Source organism: Cryobacterium sp. PAMC25264, from assembly GCF_019443325.1.
Lineage (GTDB): Bacteria > Actinomycetota > Actinomycetes > Actinomycetales > Microbacteriaceae > Cryobacterium.
The window spans coordinates 3929150-3951942 of record NZ_CP080383.1; the positions used below are offsets into that span (position 1 = coordinate 3929150).

A 22793-nucleotide genomic window follows, 5' to 3' on the forward strand; every position below is an offset into this window, starting at 1 on the left:
ACAGTGCCCGTTCCCGTGGCCGGTGCCACGGGAACGGGCACGCCCCATCCGTGGCAGGTGCCACGCAACTCAACGACGAGGCCGGCCGACCGGCAGAACGACCAGGCAAACATGGCAGCGACAGAGCCGATCGTCGAGATGGAGAACATCTCGATCGAGTTCCCGGGGGTCAAAGCCCTCCAGGACGTGAACTTCCGACTCTTCCCCGGCGAGGTGCACACCCTGATGGGTGAGAACGGTGCGGGCAAGTCCACCCTCATCAAGGCCCTCACCGGCGTGTACAAGATCGACTCCGGCAGCATCAAGGTCGCCGGCGGGCCACGCCGGTTCACCGGAACGGCCGACGCGCAGAGCGCCGGCATCTCGACCGTGTATCAAGAGGTCAACCTCTGCGACAACCTCACCGTCGGCGAGAACGTGATGCTCGGCCACGAGGTGCACGGGCGGATGGGCATCAATTGGCACAAGACCAACCTCGCCGCTCACGATGCCCTGGTGCGGCTGGGCCTGGGCGGTCTGGACCCCAAGGCCCCGCTTTCCAGCATCTCCCTCGCGCTGCAGCAGCTCGTCGCGATCAGCCGCGCCATGGTCACCAATTCCAAGGTACTGATCCTCGACGAACCCACCTCGAGCCTCGACGCCAACGAGGTCGAAGGCCTCTTCGCCGTGATCCGGCGCCTGCGCGACGAGGGTGTCGCCATCCTCTTCGTCTCGCACTTTCTCGACCAGGTCTATGCCATCAGTGACCGGCTCACGGTGCTGCGGAACGGCGAATTCGTCGGCGAGCACATGACCCAGGACCTCGCCCGCGGCCAGCTCATCTCCATGATGATCGGCAAGGACGTCGATACCCTCAACTCCCTCGGTTCCAACCGCGGCCGGGCCGAGCATGCCGTGGGCGCGCCGTACTACAGCGCCAAGAACCTCGGCCGGCAGGGGTCCATCGAACCCGTCGATATTGACGTGCACGCCGGCGAAGTGGTCGGCCTGGCCGGACTGCTCGGCTCCGGCCGCACCGAACTCGGCCGCTTGATCTACGGCGCCGACCGGCCCGACTCCGGTGACGTCACGATCGACGGCGTCGCGACCGAGGTGCACACGCCGGTCGCCGCGCTGGCCCGCAAGATCGCCTTCTCCACCGAGAACCGCCGCGACGAGGGCATCATCGGCGACCTCACCGTGCGCGAGAACCTGATTCTGGCCGTCCAGGCCAGACGCGGATGGGCCCGGCCGCTGTCCCGTCGCGAACAGAACGAGATCTGCGCCAAGTACCTCGTAGAACTCAACGTGCGGCCCGCCGACCCCGAGCGCGCCATCCGCAATCTCTCCGGCGGCAACCAGCAGAAGGTCCTGCTGGGCCGCTGGCTCGCCACCAACCCTGAGTTGTTGATCCTCGACGAACCGACCCGGGGGATCGACGTGGGAGCCAAGGCCGAGATCCAGGAGACCATCGCCGCACTCGCCGAAGACGGCATGTCAGTGGTGTTCATCTCCTCGGAGCTCGAAGAGGTGGTGCGGCTGAGCGAACGCATCATCGTGTTGAAGGACCACCGTAAGATCGGCGAGATCACCAACGGACCACTCGTCACCGCCGAAACCATCGTCGACATCATCGCTTCCGAAGGGAGCAGCGAATGAGCGCCCCCGTGTCGCGTCAGCCGTCAGCCATGCAGTTCGTCACCCGGCTCTTCCACCAGCCGTACGTCTGGGCGATCGTGGCCCTGCTCCTGCTGCTGGTGATCAACCTGACCAAGAACCCCGGTTACCTGGGGGTGTCGGTCAACCCCGCCACCGGCAACCTGTCTGGAAACGTCATCGACATCCTGCGGGCGAGCGCGCCGATCATGATGATCGCCGTGGGCATGACCCTGGTGATCGCCACCCGCGGCATCGACCTGTCGGTGGGGTCGGTGATGGCCGTGGCCGGCGCCGTCTCGATGGAGTTCATGCAGAACGCCGGCACCGGCAGCTTCGGTACCGCAGCGATCGCCGTGATCCTGGCGCTGGGAATCAGCGCGGTGCTCGGCACCCTCAATGGCATCCTGGTGTCGATCGTGGGCCTGCAGCCGTTCATCACCACCCTGGTGATGATGCTCGCCGGGCGCGGCTTAGCCAAGGTGATCACCTCCGGCCAGAACACCTCCGCCACCAACGAGTCGTTCCGCTGGCTCGCCAACGGCACCGTGCTGGGCTTCCCGGTGGTGTTCGTGATCGCCGTCGTGATCGTCGCCGTGCTCGCGGCCCTGGTTCGCCGCACGGCCCTGGGGCTCATGATCGAATCCATCGGTATCAACCCGAAGGCCGCCCGGATGGCCGGTATTCGACCGGTGGGCATTCTGATCTCCGTATATATAGTGAGCGCCGTGCTCGCCGGTGTGGCCGGGATCTTCAGCACCGCCAGCGTCATGACCGTCGAGGTCGCCAAGACCGGCATGACCGCCGAGATGGATGCCATCCTGGCCGTCGTGATCGGCGGCACCTCGCTGGCCGGTGGCAAGTTCTCGCTGACCGGCAGCATCATCGGCGCCCTGCTCATCGCGACGCTCGACAAGACCATCGTCTACATGTCGATCCCGTCATCGGCCACGCCGGCGTTCAAGGCCATCGTGATCGTGGTGATCTGCCTGCTGCAGTCGCCGCGGGTGCGCGCACTGTTCAACCAACGAAAAGCCAGCACCACCAGACCCCACACCCGGAAGGAAGCCGTGTCGGCATGACCACCACGCTGATCGACAAGCCGGCTGCGCCGTCACGATTCTCACGCCTCAAGCCCAACCTGGAAACGCTGCCGACCCTCGCGGCCGTGGCGATCTTCATCGGCATGCTCATCTACGGTGAGATCGCCTACGGCCGGATCATGCAGTTCAGCACCATTTCCAACCTGCTGATCAACAATGCCTACCTCATCATCCTGGCGGTGGGACTCACCTTCGTGATCCTCACCGGCGGCATCGATCTCTCGGTGGGTGCGGTGATTGCCATCAGCAGCCTCGTGGGGGTGATGCTGGCCAATGCCGGCTGGAATCCCATCGTCGTGATCGTGCTGATGATCCTGATCGGGTCCACCTTCGGTCTGGCCTCGGGTGTGCTGATCCAGTACTTCAATGTGCAACCCTTCATCGCGACGCTCGCGATGATGTTCCTGGCCCGGGGCCTTGCGGCTATCCTGAGCACCACCCCGCAGCGACTGGAAGACGACTCGCCCATCCGTACCCTCTCCACGGAGTGGAAGGTCTACGACGGGCCCAAGATCAATGACCTCGTCACGACCCCCAACGTGCTCATCGCGGCCGTCGTCGTGATCGTGGCGTTCTTCCTGCTGCACCGCACCCGGTTCGGCCGCACCGTCTACGCGATCGGTGGCTCCGAGCAGTCCGCGCTGCTGATGGGCCTGCCCGTGGTGCGCACCAAACTGCTGATCTACGTCATCAGCGGCTCCCTCGCTGGACTGGCCGCCGTGGTGTACACGTCCAAGCTCGGCATCGCGCAGAACATCACCGGCGTCGGCTGGGAGCTCGACGCCATCGCCGCGGTGATCATCGGCGGAACGCTGCTGACCGGCGGCGCGGGTTTCGTGCTCGGCTCGGTGATCGGCGCCCTCGTGCTCGGACTGATGAACGTGCTCGTCACCCGCGACGGCGGCATCCCGCCGGAAGCCACCACGATCATCACCGGTGGCATCCTGCTGGCCTTCGTGCTGCTGCAGAGAGTGGTCGTGTCGCGCAAGCGCAAGACCTGAGCCGCTGAGGGGAGAGGAATGAGGCCCCGCGGGCCCCGCGGTAGACACCGCCGCAGGGCCCGCGGGGCCTCTGTCGTTGCCGGGGTAGCAGAGGCATTCACGTTGCAGCCCAGGGCGGGGGACGGATCCGCTGGTGACGCGCCCGACGCGCCCGACGCGCGCGAAGCCGGATTCCACAGGGTGAAATCCCCACTTCCCCGAACCTGTGGATAACTTGGCCGTCGGCCGCGTAATCCTGCGGTGTCAGACGGTCGCGCCCTGTTGACAACCGGTGGAATGTCGGTGGATAAGTACATAATTGTAATTCCCGCATGTAGTGGCCGTTCCCATTGTGGATCACTAGATGTAGTATTGAAGTCCAAGCAATCGCACAACGCCTGAAACTGAACTTCGCACCCCGCGGGTGCATTTCCACCGCATATTTCCACCACATTTCCATCACGTCTTCACCACGGTTTTTGCTCAGCTTTGCCCACGGTCCTGAACGACGAGAACGATACGAGAGGCCTCTCCATGGCAATCACCGTTTACACCAAGCCGTCCTGCGTGCAGTGCACCGCCACCTACCGCGCCCTGGACAACAAGGGCATCGAGTACAACATCCTCGACCTGTCGGCCGACGAGAACGCACTCGAAGCCGTCAAGGCGCTCGGGTACCTGCAGGCGCCCGTCGTCATCACTGACGAGGACCACTGGTCGGGCTTCCGCCCCGACAAGATCAACGAGCTCGCCGCCCGCCTGGCGTAGCGATCACCGCGCCTGGGGGGCGCCGCCCGCCGCATGCCCGATGAGGGCGTTCGCACAACTTGCACGAAAAGGGGACCCATGCTGCTTCAGGCTGATTCCACTCGCGAGTCCACCGCCGAGAGCGCCGGAAGCGCCGAGGTTGACATCATCTATTTCTCGAGCCTCTCCGGCAACACCAAACGGTTCGTCGAGAAGCTCGGGCGGCCTGCCGCTCGCATCCCGCTGTACCCCAAGGATGCGCCGCTCGTCGCCGAGCAGCCCTATGTGCTCGTCGTGCCCACCTATGGCGGCGGCATCGAGGGGTCTGCGGTACCCAAGCAGGTCATCCGTTTTCTGAACGACGAACGGAACCGCTCGCTCATCCGCGGCGTCATCGGCGCCGGGAACACAAATTTCGGTGAGGCCTACTGCCTCGCCGGGGACATCATCGCCCAGAAGTGCGGTGTGCCCCATCTGTATCGCTTTGAAGTATTCGGCACACCGGACGACGTAGCCACCGTTCACGAGGGATTGGAAGAATTTTGGAAGCAACAGCCGTGAAGGTCAGCCCGATCAGCCCGCCGTCAGGCCTGGACATGGACTATCACTCCCTGAACGCCATGCTCAACCTGTACGGACCGAGCGGGGAGATCCAGTTCGACAAGGACCGCGAGGCTGCCCGGGAGTTCTTCCTGCAGCACGTGAACCAGAACACGGTGTTCTTCCACTCCCTGCGCGAGCGCCTCGACTACCTGGTCGAGAAGGAGTACTACGAGAAGGCCGTTCTCGACATGTACAGCTTCGAGTTCATCACGCGCCTGAACGACCTCGCGTACTCGAAGAAGTTCCGCTTCCAGACCTTCCTCGGCGCGTTCAAGTACTACACCTCGTACACGCTGAAGACTTTCGACGGCAAGCGTTACCTCGAGCGCTTCGAAGACCGCGTCGTCATGAGCGCTCTCGGTCTCGCCCAGGGCGACGAGAAGCTCGCTGTGGCCCTCGTCGAGGAGATCATCGCCGGCCGTTTCCAGCCTGCCACCCCCACCTTCCTCAACTCCGGCAAGGCCCAGCGCGGCGAGCTGGTCTCCTGCTTCCTGCTCCGCATCGAAGACAACATGGAGTCCATCTCCCGCGGCATCAACTCGTCGCTGCAGCTGTCCAAGCGCGGCGGCGGCGTGGCCCTGCTGCTCTCGAACATCCGTGAGTCCGGCGCCCCGATCAAGCAGATCGAGAACCAGTCCAGCGGCATCATCCCCGTGATGAAACTGCTCGAAGACTCCTTCAGCTACGCCAACCAGCTCGGTGCCCGCCAGGGTGCCGGTGCGGTGTACCTGCAGGCGCACCACCCCGACATCATGCGCTTCCTCGACACCAAGCGCGAGAACGCCGACGAGAAGATCCGCATCAAGACCCTCTCCCTCGGTGTGGTCATCCCCGACATCACCTTCGAGCTGGCCAAGAACAACGAGGACATGTACCTGTTCTCCCCGTACGACGTCGAGCGCGTCTACGGTGTTCCGTTCGCCGACATCTCGGTCACCGAGAAGTACCACGAGATGGTCGACGACCCGCGCATCAAGAAGTCCAAGATGAAGGCGCGTGACTTCTTCCAGACGCTCGCCGAGATCCAGTTCGAGTCCGGCTACCCGTACATCATGTTCGAAGACACCGTGAACGAGGCGAACCCCATCCAGGGCCGCGTCAACATGTCGAACCTGTGCTCGGAGATCCTCCAGGTCAACACCCCGACCACGTACAACGAGGACCTCTCCTACGACACCATCGGCAAGGACATCTCCTGCAACCTGGGCTCGATGAACATCGCGCTGGCCATGGATGCGCCCGACTTCGGCCGGGTCGTCGACACCGCCATCCGGGGCCTGAGCGCCGTCTCCGACCAGAGCCACATCGCGTCGGTGCGCTCGATCGAGAGCGGTAACGACAAGTCGCACGCTATCGGCCTGGGCCAGATGAACCTGCACGGCTACCTCGCCCGTGAGCGGGTGTACTACGGCAGCGAAGAGGGCATCGACTTCACCAACATCTACTTCTACACGGTGCTGTTCCACGCCCTGCGCGCCTCGAACAAGATCGCCATCGAGCGCGGCGTCACGTTCGAGGGGTTCGAGAACTCCACCTACGCCTCTGGCACCTTCTTCGACAAGTACACCGACCAGGTCTGGGAGCCGGCCACCGCCCGCGGCGCCGAGCTGTTCGCGAACTCCAACGTCGAGATCCCCACGCAGGCCGACTGGGCCGAGCTCAAGGCATCCGTCATGGAACACGGCATCTACAACCAGAACCTGCAGGCCGTGCCGCCGACCGGGTCGATCTCGTACATCAACAACTCGACAGCGTCGATCCACCCGATCGCCTCGAAGATCGAGATCCGCAAGGAAGGCAAGCTCGGCCGCGTCTACTACCCGGCGCCGTTCATGACGAACGACAACACCGAGTTCTACCAGGATGCCTACGAAATCGGCTACGAGAAGGTCATCGACACCTACGCCGCCGCCACCCAGCACGTGGACCAGGGCCTCTCACTGACGCTGTTCTTCAAGGACACCGCCACGACCCGCGACATCAACCGCGCGCAGATCTACGCGTGGAAAAAGGGCATCAAGACGATCTACTACATCCGTCTGCGCCAGATGGCCCTCGAGGGCACGGAGGTCGAGGGTTGCGTTTCCTGTGCGTTATGAGTGAGTTTGCTGTGAGCGCCACTAGTACCACCCCTTCTGTGACTGGCCTAAAAAGGACAACAAATGATTGACAAGCTCAAGCTCGTCTCCCACGTTGACGCGATCAACTGGAACAAGATCGAAGACGAAAAAGACGTCGAGGTCTGGAACCGCCTCGTGAACAACTTCTGGCTGCCAGAGAAGATCCCGCTCTCCAACGACGTGCAGTCCTGGAACACCCTCACGCCGGTGGAGCAGCAGCTCACCATGCGCGTGTTCACCGGCCTGACCCTGCTGGACACCATCCAGGGCACCGTCGGCGCCGTGTCGCTGATCCCGGACGCGATCACCCCGCACGAAGAGGCCGTCTACACCAACATCGCGTTCATGGAGTCCGTGCACGCCAAGAGCTACTCGTCGATCTTCTCGACCCTGTGCTCGACGAAGGAGATCGACGAAGCCTTCCGCTGGTCGACCGAGAACGTCAACCTGCAGAAGAAGGCGTCCATCGTTATGGACTACTACCAGGGCGACGACCCGCTCAAGCGCAAGGTCGCCTCGACCCTGCTCGAGTCGTTCCTGTTCTACTCGGGCTTCTACCTGCCGATGTACTGGTCCAGCCGCGCCAAGCTCACGAACACGGCCGACCTCATCCGTCTGATCATTCGGGATGAAGCGGTGCACGGCTACTACATCGGCTACAAGTTCCAGAAGGGCCTCGAGAAGGAGACCCAGGAGCGCCGCGATGAGATCAAGGACTACACCTTCAATCTCATGTTCGAGCTCTACGAGAACGAGATCCAGTACACGCAGGACCTCTACGACGAGGTCGGTCTGACCGAAGACGTCAAGAAGTTCCTGCACTACAACGCCAACAAGGCCCTGATGAACCTCGGCTACGAGCCGATGTTCCCCAAGGCCGTCACCGACGTGAACCCGGCGATCCTCTCGGCGCTCTCGCCGAACGCCGACGAGAACCACGACTTCTTCTCCGGGTCTGGTTCCTCGTACGTCATCGGCAAGGCCGTCAACACCGAAGACGACGACTGGGACTTCTAGCCCCGACTTCTGTCTGAGCGCAGTCCGTTTCGGAAGAAAGCACCCTCGATCACATGATCGAGGGTGCTTTTTGCCGTAATGAGTGGCGGATGCCCCGCCGCTGCCACGAGACGCGGAGGAGGGTGGACCAGTCGTGGGAGGCGAGGGAGACGGCCAGCACGGACGCGAGAACCAGAGCCCCGGCCGGGGCCAGGACCGCCCACGGGGCACGCTCGGCGTAGCCGCTGCCCTCGGCGAGGATGAGCCCCCACTCCGGCGTGGGCTGGTCGCTGCCCAGGCCGAGGAAGCCCAGGGCCGCGAGGGTGAGCGCGATGCCGGGCAGACGCAGCATCGCGTGCCGGAAGACCGGCCCCACGACGGCGGGGAGAATGAACCGGAGCATGGTGCGCCTGCGCCCCACTCCGAGGACGGGCAGGATGCGAATGTGCGGTTGGGCCTTCGCCTCGGTGACGAGGGCCCCGGTGTGCGCAGCCAGGGGCGCCCAGCTCACCAGGGCCACCGCGATCGCGGCGCCCTCGATCGATGGACCCCAGAGTGCGGTCACGATGATGCCGGCCAGAATGGGTGGGGCGGCGTTGGCTACCTCGAGCGGGCCGATGGAGGCGTTCGGGAACAGCCCGATGACGATGCCAAGCACCAGGCAGACCAGCACGACCAGGAGGGCCACGCCGATAGTGGTGAGGGCGCCATGGCCGACTCGCCCGAGCAGGTCGCGACCGCTGGCGTCCGCACCGAACGGCAGAGCCCAGGACGGGCTCTGCAGCCGCTGGTGCGCTGAGGTGAAGGGGTCGCGGAAGAGTCCGGCGACGACGATCACGGCGAGCAGCGTCGCCGATACCACCGGCACCGTGAGGTCGCGGGGTCTGGAGGGCACACGGGCGTCCGGCACCGGCAGGGAGCCGAGGCGGAGGGCGGGGCCGAGCAGGAGGCGTCGGCCGAGCGCCACCGCGAGCCCCACGATCACGGCCACGACGAGCAGCGCGAGGATGCCGGCCTGCAGGGCCGGGATGTCCTGGCTGCTCGCGGCCCCGAGGGTGGCGCGGCCGAGGCCGGGGATCGCGAAAATCTGCTCCGCCGCCACCGCGCCACCGGTGAGCCCGATGAGCACCAGACCGATCTGGCTGAGTACCGACGGGAGCGCCCGCCGCAGCACCGCGACAACCGTGCGTGCACGTGAGAGCCCCGCCATGGCCCAGGTGGACACCCACCGTTCGGCGAAGGTGGCGGTGATCGCGTCCGACAACAGCCGGCCGATCAGGCCGCCGGCCGGGATGCCGAGCGAGAGGGCAGGCAAGACCGCGTACTCCCGGCCGGCCCAACCGTAGGGCGGGAACCAGCCCAACCACACCGCGCAGACGATGAGCAAGGTCGACGCGAGCAAGAACTCCGGCAGGGCGGTGAAGGTGGCCCCCACGACCCCCGAACCGCGAGTGGGTCGCCCCCGCATCCCCGCGCCCAGGGCGGGCATGCAGAGCACGACGGCGATGATGATCGCGACGATGATCGCGAATCCCATCAGCGTCACCGAGACGCCGAGGGCGCTCAGCGTGCCCGGCAGCACCGGTCGGTTGCTGATCCAGGACGTGCCCAGGTCGCCGCGGAAGATCCCGGCGACCCAGTCGACGAAGACAACGACCGGTCCGCGGTCGAGGCCGAGTTCCGTGCGCACAGCCGCCAGGGCTTGGGGGGTCGCCTCCAGATCGGCATACCGCGCGCGCAGGATCGTGTACTCGGGGCTCCGCCCGCTCAGCCAGGGCAGCATGCCCACCAGGAGCACCACCGCCGAGATCGCCGCTATGCGGGAGAGCGCGACGAGGGTGGCGGCCCACCCGCGAATCACTCGCGGTCCACGCTGGTCTTGTTGGTGATCAGCGTGCGTTCGCGGGGGTCCCGCGCCGCGTTGGTGACGCCGGCGGCCTCACCCTGGATCACACGCTCGTGCAGCATCGGGATGGCGGCATCGGCGGCGAGGATGAGCGCTTCGGCGTGCAGGATCGCCTCGCGACGGTCTTCGCCGGCCGGTAGTTCACCGGCGGCGGTGATCGCGGCGTCAACGGCCGGGTCGCAGAACTGCGAGATGTTGAACGAGCCGTCGCAGGCGAAGTCGCTGTACAGGTAGGCAACGGGGTCGCCGGAGTCGAGGACCGTGGCGCGGGAGAGGATGAAGGCGTCGAAGGCACCGTTCAGGGCATCGGCCTCGATGTACTGGTATTCCCGTACGTCCTGGGTCACGACGAACCCGGCGGCCTCGAGCTGCTGCTCGATGAGCACGGCCACCTCGGGCAGTTCGGCCCGGTCGGTGAACGTGCCGAGACTGATCGGCACGCCGTCGACCTGGGCTGCGGGCGCGCGGGTGCTGAGGGCATCCGTGTAGGTCTCGTCGTCACGGAGGTCGGCGGCCCAGTCGATGGCCGGCCCGAGCAGCCCGGCGGCTTCATCGGCGCGGGACTCGTAGACGAGCTCCACGATCGCCGCGCGGTCGATGGCGTCGCGGGCGGCGGCGCGCACGGCCGGGTCGCTGAACGGCCCAGTCTCGGTGTTCAGGTAAAGCGTGTTGGTGCGGGGCATTGGCACCTCGTAGATCAGGTCCTCGTCGATCTGCGCGGCCTGGCCCACCGGGATCGCCTCGACGATGTCGGCCGTGCCGGTGCGAAGCGCCGCAGCCCTGGCGGTGCCGTCGGGCACGAACTCCACGTCGATGCCGCTGGAGACGGCCCTCTCGCCCCAGTAATCGTCGTACCGGTCCAGGGTGGCCGAGGAGGTGCCGTTCACGGCGACGAGTTCGAACGGACCGGTGCCGGTGCCGATCGGGTCGACGACGCCGTCGCTGCCGTACGCCGAGGCGGCGAGGATGGCCAGCTGCGGGCTGGACAGGCGCTGCGCGATCAACGGATCGGGGGCATCCGTGCCGACGAGCACCGAATCACCGTCGGCGGTGGCCGTGAGTTCCACGCCATCGAGGATGCGCGGCTTGGGGCTGGCGGTGCTGGCGGCGGTCAACGAGGCCGCGACCTGCTCGGCCGTCAGCGCGGTGCCGTCGTGGAAGGTCACATCCTTTCGCACGTCGAACTCCCAGGTGAGGTCGCCGACCTGGGTCCACCCGGTGGCCAGTGCCGCCTGCGGGTCGCCGAGCGCATCCAACGTCACCAGGGTCTCGGCGGTGCTCCACCGGGACAGCTTGAAGGCATCATCGCTGAGCGGGGACAGCCCGGATCGGGGCGGCTGAAGCATGGCGAGGCTGATGCGGCTGTCAGTGCCCTGGGCCTGCGGGGCACCGGCGGAGAAGCAGCCGGTGAGGGCTACGGCCAGGCCAGCAGCCACTGCGGTGGCGGCCAATGGGCGGATCGATCTGTGAGTCATGGGTCCTCTTAGCTGTGGTGGGGGTGAATCGGAAGAAATCGGGGCAGGGTGAGGCCGCTCACCAGCGCGAGCCCGGCGAGCAGGCCCCAGCCCACGGCGGGGGAGCTGTCGAACAACGAGCCGAGCAGCACGCTGCCGAGCAGCACCGCCACGCCGCCGCAGGTGGCGAGCAGGCCGTAGAAGGAACCCAGCCGGGCGCCGCCGGCGAAGAGCGGCACGAGGTCCAGGGCCACGGGGAGCACGAGCATGTGCCCGAGGGCGAGGCAGGTCACCAGCGCCGCGGCGGGCAGGGTGTCTAGGACGCTGCCGGTGAGCGGCATGCTGCCGGCGGCGCCGACCGCGAGGAACCCGACCGCCATGACGGTGAATCCGGCCGCCAGCGCACGGGCTGCGCCGACGCGGCGGGCCAGGGCGGCGACCGGCCACTGTAGCGCCACGGTGAGCAGCGACACCAGGAGGAAGAGCGCGCCGAGGGTGCCGGTGCCACCGTCGGTGCGTTCTACCTCGAAGGACAGACCGAGGTAGAGCTGGTTGTACGCGAGCAGGTTGATGCTGGAGAGAGCCGCGAAGACGACAAATCGCCGATTGCGGATGCTTGCCCACGGGTCGGCGGGCTCCGGCGCGGCCCGGTCGGCGGCGGAGCCCTGCTCGGTGTGCGGCTGCTCGGCGGGGATGAGTCGCCACAGCACAATGCCGACGACCGTGAACACGGCGGCACCGGCCAGCACCGCGGCGGAGAAACTCAGGCCAAGCAGCAGGGCGCCGGCGACGGGACCGACCGCTGCGCCGAGCTCGCCCACGACGATCAGCGCGGCGAACAGCGAGGGCCGGCCGGCGGGCCGGGTCGGGCGGGTACGCGCATCCGCGGCGGCGACCAGGGTCTCCAGCGCCGGCGAGAACAGGGCGCCGCCGAGGCCGGTGAGCACGGCGCCGGCCAGGAATCCGGCGAACCCGTCGGCGGACGCCAGCAGGAGGTAGCCGGCCACGCGGACCGCGCAGCCGAGGGCGATCAGGGCCCGCGCACCGAAGCGATCGGTCAGGATCCCACCGGCCAGGAACAGGCCCTGCTGGAAGAAGGTGCGGGCGCCGAGCACCAGGCCGATCGCGGTTCCGCTGAGCAGGAAATCGGTGCGCATGGTCGACGCAAGAAAGGGGATGACGGCGTAGAAGCCGAGATTGAAGATCAACTGGCTCACCAGGAGCGTCGAGGCGTGCGGAGCCCCGGGGGTGCGCAGCAGGGTTGCCGAGGTCATGCCGCGGGCCCCTCGGCGAGCCGGGGAATGGCGTCCACGAGCTCCCGGGTGGCCGGATGCCGGGGATCGCTGAGCAGACGGCTGGTGGCCCCGTCCTCCACGATGCGTCCGTTGGCGAGCACCACGCTGCGCCGGCACAGGCGCACGACGGCATCCAGGTCGTGGGAGACGAAGACCAGTCCGAGCGAGCGGTGCTCGGCGAGACCGGCCAGCAGCTCGATGACGTGGTTGCGGAGCGGCAGATCTAGGCCGCTGATCGGCTCGTCGGCGAGCAGAAAATCCGGCGCGGTCACGATGGCGCGCGCAATGGCCACCCGCTGCGCCTGCCCGCCGGAGAGTTCTCGGGGGCGTCTGCCGGCCAGGGCGGAGACCAGGCCGACATCGTCCAGCGCCGCGGCGACCAGGGTGCGGTGATCGCCGGCCGCCCCCAGGCGCTTGAGCGGCTCAGCCACCGACTGGGCCACGGTCATCCGTGGGTCCAGGCTCGCGGCCGGGTCCTGGGGAACGTACTGCACCCGGCGCCGGTACCAGCGGAGCGACCGGGCACTGCCCGAGGTCACCTCGCGCTCGCCGAGATGAACCCGGCCTTCGTCGGGGCGGGTCAGGGCGAGCAGCGTGGTCAGCAGGGTGGACTTGCCCGACCCGGACCGACCGACGATCCCGACGGTCTCACCGCGCGAGACCTGAAAACTCACGTCGACCAGGGCTGGGGCCTGGTCGGGGGAGAGGGGCTGGCGGGATCGCGGGTAGCGGTGGGTCAGCCCGACGGCGCCCAGCACGTCGGTCACCGCGCGACTCCGCTCGTGGCCCGGGCCGGCGATGCCGCGGCCACCAGTGCGCGCGAGTACGGATGCTGCGGTCGGCTGATCAGGTCGGCCATCGTCGCTGACTCCACAAGACGCCCGCGCTCCAGAACCAGCGCGCGATCGCACAGCGACGCGGCCACCGCCAGGTCGTGGGTGATGAACAGGATTGCCGCCGAGGAGACGCGTGCGTAGTCGCGGAGGACCTCCACGACCCTGGCCTGGTTGACGACGTCGAGAGCCGTGGTCGGCTCGTCGGCGATCAGCAGCTTGGCTCGGCAGAGCAGGGCGAGCGCGATGCAGACGCGCTGGCGTTGGCCACCGGAGAGCTCGGCGGGATATCCTCGCAGGGTGCGCTCGGGGTCATCGATCCCCACCGAGGTCAGCAGGTCGACCACCGTGCGTCGTGCGTCTCGCACTGTGGACCCGCCGCTGGTGCGCCGGGCCTCCGCGCGCAAAACGGCGATCAGCTGGCCGCCCACGGTCACCAGCGGGTTCAACGCCGACAGTGAGTCCTGGTAGATCGCCGCAACGCTCCCGCCGCGGCCCCGCCCGAAACCTGACTCGTGGGGCGAACCGAACAGGGAGATCTCACCGGTGACGGCGAGGCCAGGGGCAAGGGAGCCGAGGATGGTCGCGGCGGTCAGGGACTTGCCGGAGCCGGAGGCGCCCAGCAGGGCGACTCGTTCGCCGGGGGCCACCTGAAAACTCAGGTTGTTCACGAGGGGCTCGGCGCCGACCGTGACGGACAAGCTCTTCACTGCTAGTGCGGGATACACGTGGACTTCCGTTCAGGGTGTTCCGCTTGCTCAGAACGACACGCATCACGTTACTGATAAGCGTTATCATTATCAAATTGGAGAGGTTGGCGCACTAGTTCTCCTCGGCACGGGAAGGTCGGCTCCGGTCTAAATGCTCAGGCGGCGAAGTCTGGTGAGTCGACGGAGGCCGACACCGAGTGCTCCGGTCGGTCCGGGGCTGACGGCTCGCTCCAGGTGTTCGCTCACGCCCTCCCTGTCTAGCTGGATGCCGATCGCGACGAGGCCGTCATCGCCCCGGTCAACCGGGTGCGGGGCGAGATGGATGTGCCGGCCGACGACGTTGACGGCGTACCGGCGGCGGCGTGCCCCCGCGTCGATGGTGACCGCGCCCTTGAGCCGATAGACCCCGGCGGGCGGTCGCTCGAGCAGGTCGGCGAGTCGGCCGGGGTCGACCGGGCGCCGGGTTGACACCGTCACGGCATCCGCGGGGGGATGGTGGTGGTCATGATCCGGGTCGGCGTCGGTGAGGGCGGCGAATGACAGCTCGCCATCCGGAGCCGGTTCGAGCGCGGCGTCGAACACCAGCAGCGGATCGATGCGACCCCGGGTGGTGGTGATGACCCGGGCGCGCGGATTGCGCTCCCGAATCCGCTGCACCATCCGCTCGATCACGGCCTCCCGCCGCGGTGGCGGGAGGCGGTCGATCTTGTTGATCACGATCAGGCCCGCGGCCGAATACCGGGCGGGGGCCAGACCGCCGCGGTCGATGGTGGCGAAGTGCTCCACGGCATCCACCACGTCGATGAGGCCGCCCGGGCGCACCCGGGCCACGGCGCTGTAGCGGATGAGTTGGGCCAGGGCCGACGGCTCGGCGACGCCGCTGGCCTCGACGATCACGGCGTCCAGCCGGAGCCGCGGCTCGGTGAGCCTCTCGAGTGCCGCGCCAAGGCCGCCGGAGTCGGGTAGGCAGCACACGCATCCGCCGCTGATGCCGGCCACCTCGTCGACCTGGCCGATTGCCAGGCCGGCGTCGACATTGAGGTCGCCGAAGTCATTGATGACCACGCCCAGGCGGGCACCGGGCGTCTGCAGCAGGTGGTTGAGCAGGGTGGTCTTGCCCGCGCCGAGGTGGCCGGTCAGGGCAATCACCGGAATCTGTCGCACAGAGCGGACCCTCCCCGTCAAGCGGTCAGGTCGGGGCGGGCACCCGCACCCGTCTCGGTGTCGGCGCCGCGCGCTCGAATGGGATGACCGATGCCGAGGATGGCCTCGCGCAGGGTGGTGGGCGCGTCGCGGGCGGGCAGGTCGGTGCTCGACGGTCCGCCGGAGTCGACCCACCCGAGCAGGGCGGCCAGGGTCGCCGGTCGGTCCACGCCGCCCAGCCAGACGGATGGCCCTGTCGTGCCGGTGCCGCCATCGCGGCGGGCCACGGCGGCGACAGCCCCGCTGGCGCAGGCTCCCAGGCAGGGGGTGCTGACGAGCACGGCGCCTCGGCTGCGGGATACGGTGGCGCGCAGTCGCTCAGTGCCGGTCTGGTCATCCGCCAGCCTGTGCAGAGCCTCGCAGCGGTGGCCCGCGCAGAGCGCGACGAGGGGGCCGCTCGCTTCGGGGGCTGGCGGCGTGCGCTTCGGGGTGCGAGTCATGGGGGTCTCCCTGGGTCGGTGGCGGGCGGCCTAGTCGGTGTCGAGGTCCCAGGCCGGGAATGGATCGGCCAGGGCGCGCCACTCGATCGGGCCGCCGATGAACTCGCGGTCGTCGAGCAGGCAGGCGTTGAGGTTCGCGGTGAGCCGGGCGCTGTCGAGGTCTCGGCCGAAGAAGGCGATCTCCTGGCCCCACGGTGACTCGGGGTCGTGGCTGCCCATGCCGGTCGGCTCGAATTCGATGCTCGGGCCGGCACTGTTCCACGAGCCGACGACGTGCGGGCGCGATGCCAGCCGGAAGAGCCCGCGGGACCGCAGGATCTCGCCCGAGTCGGTGGACCTGTCGCTGAGGAACTCGGCCAGCCGACCCGGATGGAAGGGGCGGGGATCCCGGTAGACCACACAGCCGAGGCCGGTGCGGCTCGCACCGAGCAGTCCCTCGCCGTTGAGCTGCCGAATCCAGCCGGGGCTCTGCTGCAGCCAGGCCAGCATGTCTTCCCGAGGCGGCAGCCATCCGCCCACCGAGCTGCGCCTGTGCCGAGCGAAGACCACCTGGCACGAGGGGTTCAGCAGTCGAACGAAATCACGCAGGTCCGCGCACTCGGCGGCGGTGGCGAGGTCGGTCTTGTTGATTACCACCACACTGGCCCACTCGATCTGTTGCACGAGGGCATCGGCCACGGTGCGGTCGTGCTCGCCGTGGGTGGCGCAGGGCACCGGGGGTTCGGGGGCGAGAGCGTCGCTGCGGATGTCGCGCCAGAATGTGGACGCGTCGAGCACGCTCACAAAATTGCCCAGCCGGATGGGGCCGGTGCCGGGATGCCGTGCCGGGTCACGGCCGGCGGCCATGACCGAGATCGCCACCTCGAGGGGCACGGCGGACGGGTGGATCTCCAGCATCACCTCACCCCGGGTGCCCGTGCCGGCGATGGCGCCGCTCACGGCGTCGTGATCGGCGCCGACCAGGCCGATGCTGGTGCGGCCGCTCGCGCGGGCGATCGAGGACTTGCCGGCGCCGGGGAGGCCGCTGACCAGATTCACGGTGAGGAAGGGCGGTGGTGTCATGCTGTTACTCTAATTGATATTCATTCTCAATAAGGAAGTCGTGGCCATGAAAGTACGCAATTCACTCAAAGCGCTCAAGAGGCTCCCCGGGGCCCAGATCGTGCACCGGCGCGGCCGGGTGTTCGTGATCAACAAGAAGAACCCGCGCCTGAAGGCCCGACAGGGTTAACGTGTCGGAGCAGACAGCGGTGCTCGACACCCTCGTGATCGGGGCCGGCCCGGCCAGCATCGGCACCGCCGTGGCCCTGCAGGCCGTGCACGGACTGGTGCACGGGGTCGTCGAACGAGGCCAGCTCGGCCAGAGCTTCCTCGATTGGCCGGAGCAGATGACCTTTCTGACGCCCTCCTTCACGGGCAACGGCTTTGGGGCGACCGACCTCAACTCGGTGCATCCGCAGACCTCGCCGGCCTTCAGCCTGGGGGTCGACTACCCCTCCGGCGCCCAGTACGCCAGGTACCTGCGCGGCGTGGCCCGGCACTTCGCGGTGCCGATCATGGCCGAGACCGAGGTCACCGGCATTCGGCCGACGACGGATGGTTTCGCCGTCGACACCAGCAGTGGTGCGGTCGCCGCCCGTACCGTGGTGTGGGCGGGCGGCGAGTTCCACACTCCCCGCCAGCCGAGCCTGGCCGGCGTCGACCACTCTGATCACTCCTCGGCGGCCGCGGCCTGGGGGCCCCGCTCCGGCCGGGTCGTCATCGTGGGCGGCTATGAGTCCGGCCTCGATCTGGCCTGCCACCACGTGGCCGAGGGCGCCAGCGTCACCGTCGTCGACCCTGGGCATCCGTGGGAGGCCGGCACCGGATCCGACCCCTCCTTTCGTTTGGCCCCACGCACCCGAGCCCGGATGAAGGCGGCTCTGGCCACCGGTCGGCTCACCCTGTCGTCGGCCGGGGCGGTCACCGGAATTCGGGCGGGCAGCACCGGGGCGTACACCGTGGCCATCGCCGGGGCTATGGCGCTCGTGGCGGACTCCCGGCCGATCCTGGCCACCGGGTTCGGCGCGGGTCTGGGGCCGGCCGCGGATCTCTTCGAGGACCGCGGCGACGGCTGGCCACTGCTGGACGAGAACGACGAATCCACTCTGACCCCCGGGCTGTTCCTGGTCGGCGCGGCGCTCCGCCATGGTGGGCTCACGTTCTGCTTCGTCTACAAGTACCGGCAGCGCTTCGCGCACGTGGCCGGGGTGATCGGGCGGCGCCTGGGCAAGGACTGTGCGGCGCTCGAAGAGTGGCGCACCGCCGGCATGCTGACCGACGACCTGAGCTGCTGCGGTGTGGAATGCGCCTGCTGACCCGCTGGGCGGCGCCCCGGGCATCCGCCCTGCCCGCCGTGGAGGCGGGGTCACGACCGTGGCTGCTCACGGCGCTTCTCCTGGGCGCGATCGTGGCCGGCTCCCTGTTGGGTACCTGGCGGCCCGGATCGGCGGCGGTGCTCTCCGCGTGGGTCGATCCCACGGTGCTCACGCTGCTGGTGCTTTTGTTCTTCGAGGTACGCTTTCTGGACGTGCGACGGCTGCGGGCGGCACCCCGTTTTCTGCTGTTGGCCTGGTGCGCCAATTTCCTCGTGGTGCCGCTGATCGGGGTCGGCGTCGCGTCGCTGTTCCTGTCGGGGGAGCCGCTGCTGTTCACCGGGCTGCTGATCTACTTCGTCGCCCCGTGCACCGATTGGTTCCTCGGCTTCACGCGGTTGGCCGGCGGCAACATCACGCTCGGCTCGGTGCTGCTTCCCCTGAACCTGCTGACCCAGCTGGCGCTGTTTCCGGTGTTCCTGGCGCTGTTCGCGCGCATCCCGGCCGGTCTGGACGTGCCCTCACTGCTGCAGACCCTCGGTCAGTGGTTCCTCGCGCCCATAGTGCTGGCAGCCGGCCTGCGCGCCCTGCTCGCCTGGGCGCTGCCTGCCGCGGTCTGCACGCGGCTGCTCGGTCTGGTCGGGCGCATGATTCCGGGGGTGATCGCCCTGCTGATCGTCGAGATCTTCACCGCCCACATCGGCACCATCCTCAATCGTGTGGACGCGTTCCTGGTCATCCTCGTTGCGGTCATGCTGTTCTTCCTCCTCACTTATCTGGTTGGCGACCTGCTGTCGCGCCTGTTCGGGTTGGACTACCCGGAGCACGCCCTGCTGACCATGACGACGGCAGCCAGAAACGCCCCGCTGATGCTCGGACTGACCACGGTGGCGCTGCCCGGTCAGCCCCTCGTGTACGCCGCGATCATCATCGGAATGCTCGTGGAGTTCCCGCACCTGACCGTCATCCGGGCGCTGCTGCTGCGCCGGCGGCTTAGGGTGGGGGAATGTCCCGAAGTGCGCGCCTGAAACCCCACGAACTGGTTGCGGCGTGGCCGGACGGGCCCGCCAGCGACGCTCTCGGGGAGGTAGCCCGGGTGTTTGCGGGTAACCTGCGCGAGGCCATCGGCGAGAAGAGCATCCGCTCCGCCGCCGAGGCCTGCGGCATGAACCACGCCACCCTGATCGGCATCCTGGACGGCAGGGCCTGGCCGGACATGGAGACCATCGCCAAACTCGAACGCGGCCTGGACGTTGCGCTCTGGCCCGCCCACACCCCCTCCACCTGACTCCGTTCGTTGATCGAGCCTGTCGAGATTCGGTGACGTGCGTTCAGAGGTCGGGTCGCGGGGTCTCGATGCTCCTATAGATGTCAAGCCGCGATGGGGTGTGTTTTTCGAGTTCGTGGCGGTGGCGGATGCTGATGAGGATTTGGAAGATCTCGCGGGCGACGTAGCGTTTGAGCATGCGCATGGCTTCGCGTTTGGTCTTGCCGCGGGCGAGGGATTTCGCGATGTAGTCGCGGGTTTGTTCGTGGGTTTTCATTCGGACCATCACGATCCGGTAGGCCGCTGAGTTGCCTTGCCGGTTACCGCCCCGGTTGAGGCGATGTCGGTTCGTTTTGCCCGACGATGCCGGTATCGGTGCTGTTCCGATCAGGTGCGCGAACGCGGACTCGCTCTCAAGTCGGTCAACGTTCTCACCAGCGACGATCAACATCGTCGCGGCCACGTCAGGTCCAACACCGTGCACTGCGAGCAGTTCCGGGGCGTGTTCTTTCACGATCGCGGCCAGGCGTTTCATGAGGCTGTCTGCCTCGACCAACAGCTCCAAGTAGCGTTTGCCGAGGCAACGGAGAACGTTCTCGTTTCCGTCATCACGAGGTCATCAGCAGCCCGTCTGGGCAGTTTTGAGCACAGCGTGGCCAACTTCTTTGCCTTCACGTTTGCCAGGCCCAGTCGTAGCTCCGCGGGCGCGCTCACGATCAGGCCCTGGAGCTGGTTCAGGCTCTCCGTGCGCTGCTTGACCAGTAACCGCCTGGAAGTACTCACCACACGTAACGCTTCAACGAAGCCGTCCTGAACCTTCGGGACCGCGGTCGCGACCTCGTTCAACACCGCACGGGCAGCGTTGTAAGCATCGATCGTGTCGGTCTTGCCCCGCAGACGACGCAGTTGCTTATCCGGGGCGATCACATCGATCACCGGGATCCCGCGCCGCGTGAGCTCACGGGTCAATCCCGCGCCGTAAGACCCGGTCCCTTCAACGCCAGCGCGACCAATCCGGCCAACGTCAGTGGCCCAACCAATGAGCTCGCGGTAGCCGGCAGGGGTGGCGTCGAACTTCCGGTCGGTGATCTTCTTCCCAACGTGATTGATCACCGCCGCGTGGTGAAAATCTTTGTGCGTATCGATGCCGAGGACAAGCTCTTTCGTGGAATACGTCATGCTGAATACAGCCCTTCTAACTAAGGGTCAGTGTTCAGGGGCGCCGTCAGACAAGTCAGTGAAGAGGCTGGAGCCAAGCTCCTATTAGGTCATGGTGACGTCCCTGAACACGACCAAACCATCGTGCGTTCAGGGGGCTGGACACCGGGCGACGCATCGAGACAAAGACAACCGCAGCGTCAGACAGGCTCAGAGTCAGACCAGACCAACCCCCTACAACCATCATCACTGACAGGCTCGACCAGCGGGGCGGGGGCGACCTGCGGGACAAGTCAGCGGTGGTTCTCGGTCTGCTCGACCTGGTCGGCGAGGTCGTCGGGGCTCAGCTCCGCGTTCTTGAACTCCGCCGTGAGCGGCAGCTCGAGGTGCAGATCGGTGCCGATGCAGATCTCGATGGTGCCAGAGAGCAGCCTGAAGTCGAGAACGTGGCCGCCGTGTCCGCGATCGGCGTCGATGTAGTGCACGTGCCCGCCCGGCACCCCAATGCCCTGCCCATAGAGCGGGGTGCGGAAGCCCGCGACGACGCCGGTGGAGCTGCCGAACTCGATCGTCTTCTCGCCGCGGATGGCCTCGGACATGGGCTGGTACGGCTTCTCTTGCCGCTCAACGGCCCGCACCCGCACCCACTCGAACTCCCCGGTGAGACGCACGGCATAGAGGTAGTTGGAGCTCTGCAGGGTGTCGGTGATCAGACAAACGGCCTCATCACGGGTCGCCGGCGCGGTGACCGGGATGCTCACCGTTGGACGGAACGCGGTGACGACGGCGAACGGCGTGCGCTCGTCACCCCCGGCCGGCGTCACCGTGCCATCGGCGCGCATCCGATAGCAGACGCCGTCGAGGATCAGCATTTCGCCGTCGAGCGCGTTGAAGGTGCCGAGCCCGAAATCCCCGTGTTCGAGCAGCGTGGCCACGGTGGTCTCGCCGTCGTAGATGCCGTCGAGCAGGGCGCTCATCAGGCTGGTCTGGTAGATCAGGTGGCGGCCGGCGGGTACGTCCACGATGGTTCCTCCTGTGTGGGTCTGCGGCTTAGAGCGAGGGAATCAGTTCGGGCACCCGGCAGGGCTGGCCGTGCGCAAGGTTGAGGCAGGCGTCGAAGACGTCGGGGTACGGGTCGGTTCCGCCGGGGCCGAACCAGGCCGTGTAGAACAGCCAGAAGTTGAGATTGCCGTGCGTGGAGCATCCGTCGCCGTCACTGTCGGGATCGGCCAGGGCGGCCTCGTTCGGCTGGTACGGCGTGTAGTTGTACAGGTTGGCGGTGGCCTGATTCTGGATGTCGACGGTGCTGGCACCGCACTCGGCGTCGGGGTTGAAGCCCACGTCGACGGCGCCGATCTTGTAGGCGCGATCGGGCTCCTGGGTGTACTGCCGGAACTGCCAGGCCGCGTTGTAGACCTGGTTGAAGAAACCGAAATAGTCCGCGTTGCAGTCGGCGGTGTCCGGGCAGCCGTAGCCGGTGGCGCGCAGGTAACCGGACTCGGTGGGGCGGCTGAGCAGGGACTGCTCCTTCTGCAGCAGCACCAGCAGCACACGGGGGCTGATCCCGCAGGCCTCGGCGACCTTGCTGAGGATGCGGCTGGCGTGCTCGTGGGCGGCGCCGGTATACGCGGCGCAGTGGCCGGCCCCTGCGGCGGGCTCGTCGGTGGTGGTCTCGCGATACTCCCAGAGGCACGGGGAGGAATCGGTGCGGATGCAGCTGCGCGATTGCAGGAAGGTCTGGATCTCGGCTTCGGTCATGGCCGCGGCGTTGTAGAAGCTGAAGTCGCTGAGGATGCGGCCCGGCTCGAAGCCGGCGAGGTCGATCGTGTCGGTGGCGACCGGAACGGCCGGCACGGCATCTGCCGTGGCCGGTTCGGCGCGGACGGCCGAGGTGACCAGCGCGGCACCGCCCAGCGTGACGATGAGAAGCGCGGCGGTGGCGAGCGCGGACAAACGGTGGCGCTCGAAGAAGCTCATCCCGCCACACTA

Annotated in this window: 23 protein-coding genes; 11 read left to right on the forward strand and 12 right to left on the reverse strand. The window is 67.3% G+C overall.

The features are described from left to right. The first annotated feature begins 111 nt into the window (after positions 1 to 111). The 7 genes from KY500_RS18445 (at position 112) to nrdF (ending at position 8205) form a co-directional block, all read left to right on the forward strand. Positions 112 to 1638, forward strand: a complete 1527-nt coding sequence (locus tag KY500_RS18445; protein ID WP_219901745.1) for a sugar ABC transporter ATP-binding protein — start codon at positions 112 to 114, stop codon at positions 1636 to 1638. After that, entirely contained in the window at positions 1635 to 2717 is a 1083-nt protein-coding gene (locus KY500_RS18450) for an ABC transporter permease (protein WP_219901746.1), read from the forward strand. Before KY500_RS18445 ends, KY500_RS18450 begins: the two co-directional genes overlap by 4 nt. Further along, entirely contained in the window at positions 2714 to 3739 is a 1026-nt protein-coding gene (locus KY500_RS18455) for an ABC transporter permease (RefSeq protein WP_219901747.1), read from the forward strand. Before KY500_RS18450 ends, KY500_RS18455 begins: the two co-directional genes overlap by 4 nt. A gap of 513 nt (positions 3740 to 4252) precedes the next feature. After that, positions 4253 to 4486 (forward strand): glutaredoxin-like protein NrdH, encoded by a 234-nt coding sequence (nrdH, locus tag KY500_RS18460; protein ID WP_066592430.1) that lies wholly within the window; start codon positions 4253 to 4255, stop codon positions 4484 to 4486. Between the two features lie 78 nt (positions 4487 to 4564). Further along, positions 4565 to 5026 (forward strand): class Ib ribonucleoside-diphosphate reductase assembly flavoprotein NrdI, encoded by a 462-nt coding sequence (nrdI, locus tag KY500_RS18465; protein WP_219901748.1) that lies wholly within the window; start codon positions 4565 to 4567, stop codon positions 5024 to 5026. Between the two features lie 35 nt (positions 5027 to 5061). Then, complete coding sequence (gene nrdE / locus KY500_RS18470) at positions 5062 to 7167, forward strand: class 1b ribonucleoside-diphosphate reductase subunit alpha (RefSeq protein ID WP_219903533.1); 2106 nt, start codon at positions 5062 to 5064, stop codon at positions 7165 to 7167. 63 nt (positions 7168 to 7230) lie between these two features. After that, positions 7231 to 8205 carry a class 1b ribonucleoside-diphosphate reductase subunit beta gene (nrdF, locus tag KY500_RS18475; protein WP_066592434.1) on the forward strand — a complete coding sequence of 325 codons (975 nt, stop codon included), beginning with the start codon at positions 7231 to 7233 and terminating at the stop codon, positions 8203 to 8205. Between the two features lie 49 nt (positions 8206 to 8254). On the opposite strand, the gene KY500_RS18480 is transcribed toward nrdF, so the two are convergent. The 8 genes from KY500_RS18480 to KY500_RS18515 all read right to left on the reverse strand — a co-directional run bounded on the left by KY500_RS18480 (position 8255) and on the right by KY500_RS18515 (position 17087). Then, positions 8255 to 10045 (reverse strand): ABC transporter permease subunit, encoded by a 1791-nt coding sequence (locus tag KY500_RS18480; protein WP_255579568.1) that lies wholly within the window; start codon positions 10043 to 10045, stop codon positions 8255 to 8257. Further along, positions 10042 to 11565: an ABC transporter substrate-binding protein gene (locus tag KY500_RS18485; RefSeq protein ID WP_219901749.1), complete on the reverse strand. Its 1524-nt coding sequence runs from the start codon at positions 11563 to 11565 to the stop codon at positions 10042 to 10044. Before KY500_RS18485 ends, KY500_RS18480 begins: the two co-directional genes overlap by 4 nt. Before the next feature lie 8 nt (positions 11566 to 11573). Then, the gene (locus KY500_RS18490) at positions 11574 to 12818 is read right to left on the reverse strand and encodes an MFS transporter (RefSeq protein WP_219901750.1); all 1245 of its coding nucleotides are present in this window, start codon (positions 12816 to 12818) and stop codon (positions 11574 to 11576) included. Continuing rightward, positions 12815 to 13606 (reverse strand): ABC transporter ATP-binding protein, encoded by a 792-nt coding sequence (locus tag KY500_RS18495; RefSeq protein ID WP_219901751.1) that lies wholly within the window; start codon positions 13604 to 13606, stop codon positions 12815 to 12817. Before KY500_RS18495 ends, KY500_RS18490 begins: the two co-directional genes overlap by 4 nt. Then, positions 13603 to 14400, reverse strand: coding sequence for an ABC transporter ATP-binding protein (locus KY500_RS18500; RefSeq protein WP_219901752.1), 798 nt, complete (start codon positions 14398 to 14400; stop codon positions 13603 to 13605). Before KY500_RS18500 ends, KY500_RS18495 begins: the two co-directional genes overlap by 4 nt. A gap of 129 nt (positions 14401 to 14529) precedes the next feature. Then, positions 14530 to 15546: a GTP-binding protein gene (locus KY500_RS18505; RefSeq protein WP_255579570.1), complete on the reverse strand. Its 1017-nt coding sequence runs from the start codon at positions 15544 to 15546 to the stop codon at positions 14530 to 14532. Positions 15547 to 15563: 17 nt separating this feature from the next. Further along, complete coding sequence (locus tag KY500_RS18510; RefSeq protein ID WP_219901753.1) at positions 15564 to 16025, reverse strand: hypothetical protein; 462 nt, start codon at positions 16023 to 16025, stop codon at positions 15564 to 15566. 30 nt (positions 16026 to 16055) lie between these two features. Next, positions 16056 to 17087, reverse strand: a complete 1032-nt coding sequence (locus KY500_RS18515) for a GTP-binding protein (protein WP_219901754.1) — start codon at positions 17085 to 17087, stop codon at positions 16056 to 16058. Between the two features lie 46 nt (positions 17088 to 17133). Here KY500_RS18515 and ykgO point away from each other — a divergent pair, with 46 nt between their 5' ends. The 4 genes from ykgO to KY500_RS18535 are packed head-to-tail and all read left to right on the forward strand — an operon-like array spanning position 17134 to position 19667. Then, positions 17134 to 17256 carry a type B 50S ribosomal protein L36 gene (gene ykgO, locus KY500_RS18520; protein WP_219901755.1) on the forward strand — a complete coding sequence of 41 codons (123 nt, stop codon included), beginning with the start codon at positions 17134 to 17136 and terminating at the stop codon, positions 17254 to 17256. Position 17257: 1 nt separating this feature from the next. Beyond that, positions 17258 to 18382, forward strand: a complete 1125-nt coding sequence (locus tag KY500_RS18525; RefSeq protein ID WP_255579572.1) for an NAD(P)/FAD-dependent oxidoreductase — start codon at positions 17258 to 17260, stop codon at positions 18380 to 18382. Then, complete coding sequence (locus KY500_RS18530; RefSeq protein ID WP_219901756.1) at positions 18370 to 19407, forward strand: arsenic resistance protein; 1038 nt, start codon at positions 18370 to 18372, stop codon at positions 19405 to 19407. The genes KY500_RS18525 and KY500_RS18530 overlap by 13 nt, the downstream gene beginning before the upstream one ends. After that, positions 19386 to 19667 carry a helix-turn-helix transcriptional regulator gene (locus KY500_RS18535; protein WP_219901757.1) on the forward strand — a complete coding sequence of 94 codons (282 nt, stop codon included), beginning with the start codon at positions 19386 to 19388 and terminating at the stop codon, positions 19665 to 19667. Before KY500_RS18530 ends, KY500_RS18535 begins: the two co-directional genes overlap by 22 nt. Before the next feature lie 43 nt (positions 19668 to 19710). On the opposite strand, the gene KY500_RS18540 is transcribed toward KY500_RS18535, so the two are convergent. From KY500_RS18540 to KY500_RS18555, 4 genes are all read right to left on the reverse strand, one after another. Beyond that, positions 19711 to 20181 carry a transposase gene (locus KY500_RS18540; protein WP_219901758.1) on the reverse strand — a complete coding sequence of 157 codons (471 nt, stop codon included), beginning with the start codon at positions 20179 to 20181 and terminating at the stop codon, positions 19711 to 19713. After that, positions 20178 to 20825 carry a transposase gene (locus KY500_RS18545; protein WP_219901759.1) on the reverse strand — a complete coding sequence of 216 codons (648 nt, stop codon included), beginning with the start codon at positions 20823 to 20825 and terminating at the stop codon, positions 20178 to 20180. Before KY500_RS18545 ends, KY500_RS18540 begins: the two co-directional genes overlap by 4 nt. A gap of 272 nt (positions 20826 to 21097) precedes the next feature. Further along, a complete protein-coding gene (budA, locus tag KY500_RS18550) occupies positions 21098 to 21826 on the reverse strand; it encodes an acetolactate decarboxylase (RefSeq protein WP_255579575.1) in 729 nt (242 codons plus the stop codon). Positions 21827 to 21854: 28 nt separating this feature from the next. Beyond that, entirely contained in the window at positions 21855 to 22781 is a 927-nt protein-coding gene (locus tag KY500_RS18555) for a hypothetical protein (protein WP_219901760.1), read from the reverse strand. Between the last annotated feature and the right edge of the window lie 12 nt (positions 22782 to 22793).

What these genes read in the sequence shown, in the direction of transcription:
- KY500_RS18445 (WP_219901745.1), top strand. Translation starts at nt 112, where the DNA reads ATGGCAGCGACAGAGCCGATCGTCGAGATGGAGAACATCTCGATCGAG.
- KY500_RS18450 (WP_219901746.1), top strand. Translation starts at nt 1,635, where the DNA reads ATGAGCGCCCCCGTGTCGCGTCAGCCGTCAGCCATGCAGTTCGTCACC.
- KY500_RS18455 (WP_219901747.1), top strand. Translation starts at nt 2,714, where the DNA reads ATGACCACCACGCTGATCGACAAGCCGGCTGCGCCGTCACGATTCTCA.
- nrdH (WP_066592430.1), top strand. Translation starts at nt 4,253, where the DNA reads ATGGCAATCACCGTTTACACCAAGCCGTCCTGCGTGCAGTGCACCGCC.
- nrdI (WP_219901748.1), top strand. Translation starts at nt 4,565, where the DNA reads ATGCTGCTTCAGGCTGATTCCACTCGCGAGTCCACCGCCGAGAGCGCC.
- nrdE (WP_219903533.1), top strand. Translation starts at nt 5,062, where the DNA reads ATGGACTATCACTCCCTGAACGCCATGCTCAACCTGTACGGACCGAGC.
- nrdF (WP_066592434.1), top strand. Translation starts at nt 7,231, where the DNA reads ATGATTGACAAGCTCAAGCTCGTCTCCCACGTTGACGCGATCAACTGG.
- KY500_RS18485 (WP_219901749.1), bottom strand. Translation starts at nt 11,565, where the DNA reads ATGACTCACAGATCGATCCGCCCATTGGCCGCCACCGCAGTGGCTGCT.
- KY500_RS18490 (WP_219901750.1), bottom strand. Translation starts at nt 12,818, where the DNA reads ATGACCTCGGCAACCCTGCTGCGCACCCCCGGGGCTCCGCACGCCTCG.
- KY500_RS18510 (WP_219901753.1), bottom strand. Translation starts at nt 16,025, where the DNA reads ATGACTCGCACCCCGAAGCGCACGCCGCCAGCCCCCGAAGCGAGCGGC.
- KY500_RS18515 (WP_219901754.1), bottom strand. Translation starts at nt 17,087, where the DNA reads ATGACACCACCGCCCTTCCTCACCGTGAATCTGGTCAGCGGCCTCCCC.
- ykgO (WP_219901755.1), top strand. Translation starts at nt 17,134, where the DNA reads ATGAAAGTACGCAATTCACTCAAAGCGCTCAAGAGGCTCCCCGGGGCC.
- KY500_RS18530 (WP_219901756.1), top strand. Translation starts at nt 18,370, where the DNA reads ATGCGCCTGCTGACCCGCTGGGCGGCGCCCCGGGCATCCGCCCTGCCC.
- KY500_RS18535 (WP_219901757.1), top strand. Translation starts at nt 19,386, where the DNA reads ATGTCCCGAAGTGCGCGCCTGAAACCCCACGAACTGGTTGCGGCGTGG.
- KY500_RS18540 (WP_219901758.1), bottom strand. Translation starts at nt 20,181, where the DNA reads ATGAAACGCCTGGCCGCGATCGTGAAAGAACACGCCCCGGAACTGCTC.
- KY500_RS18545 (WP_219901759.1), bottom strand. Translation starts at nt 20,825, where the DNA reads ATGACGTATTCCACGAAAGAGCTTGTCCTCGGCATCGATACGCACAAA.
- KY500_RS18555 (WP_219901760.1), bottom strand. Translation starts at nt 22,781, where the DNA reads ATGAGCTTCTTCGAGCGCCACCGTTTGTCCGCGCTCGCCACCGCCGCG.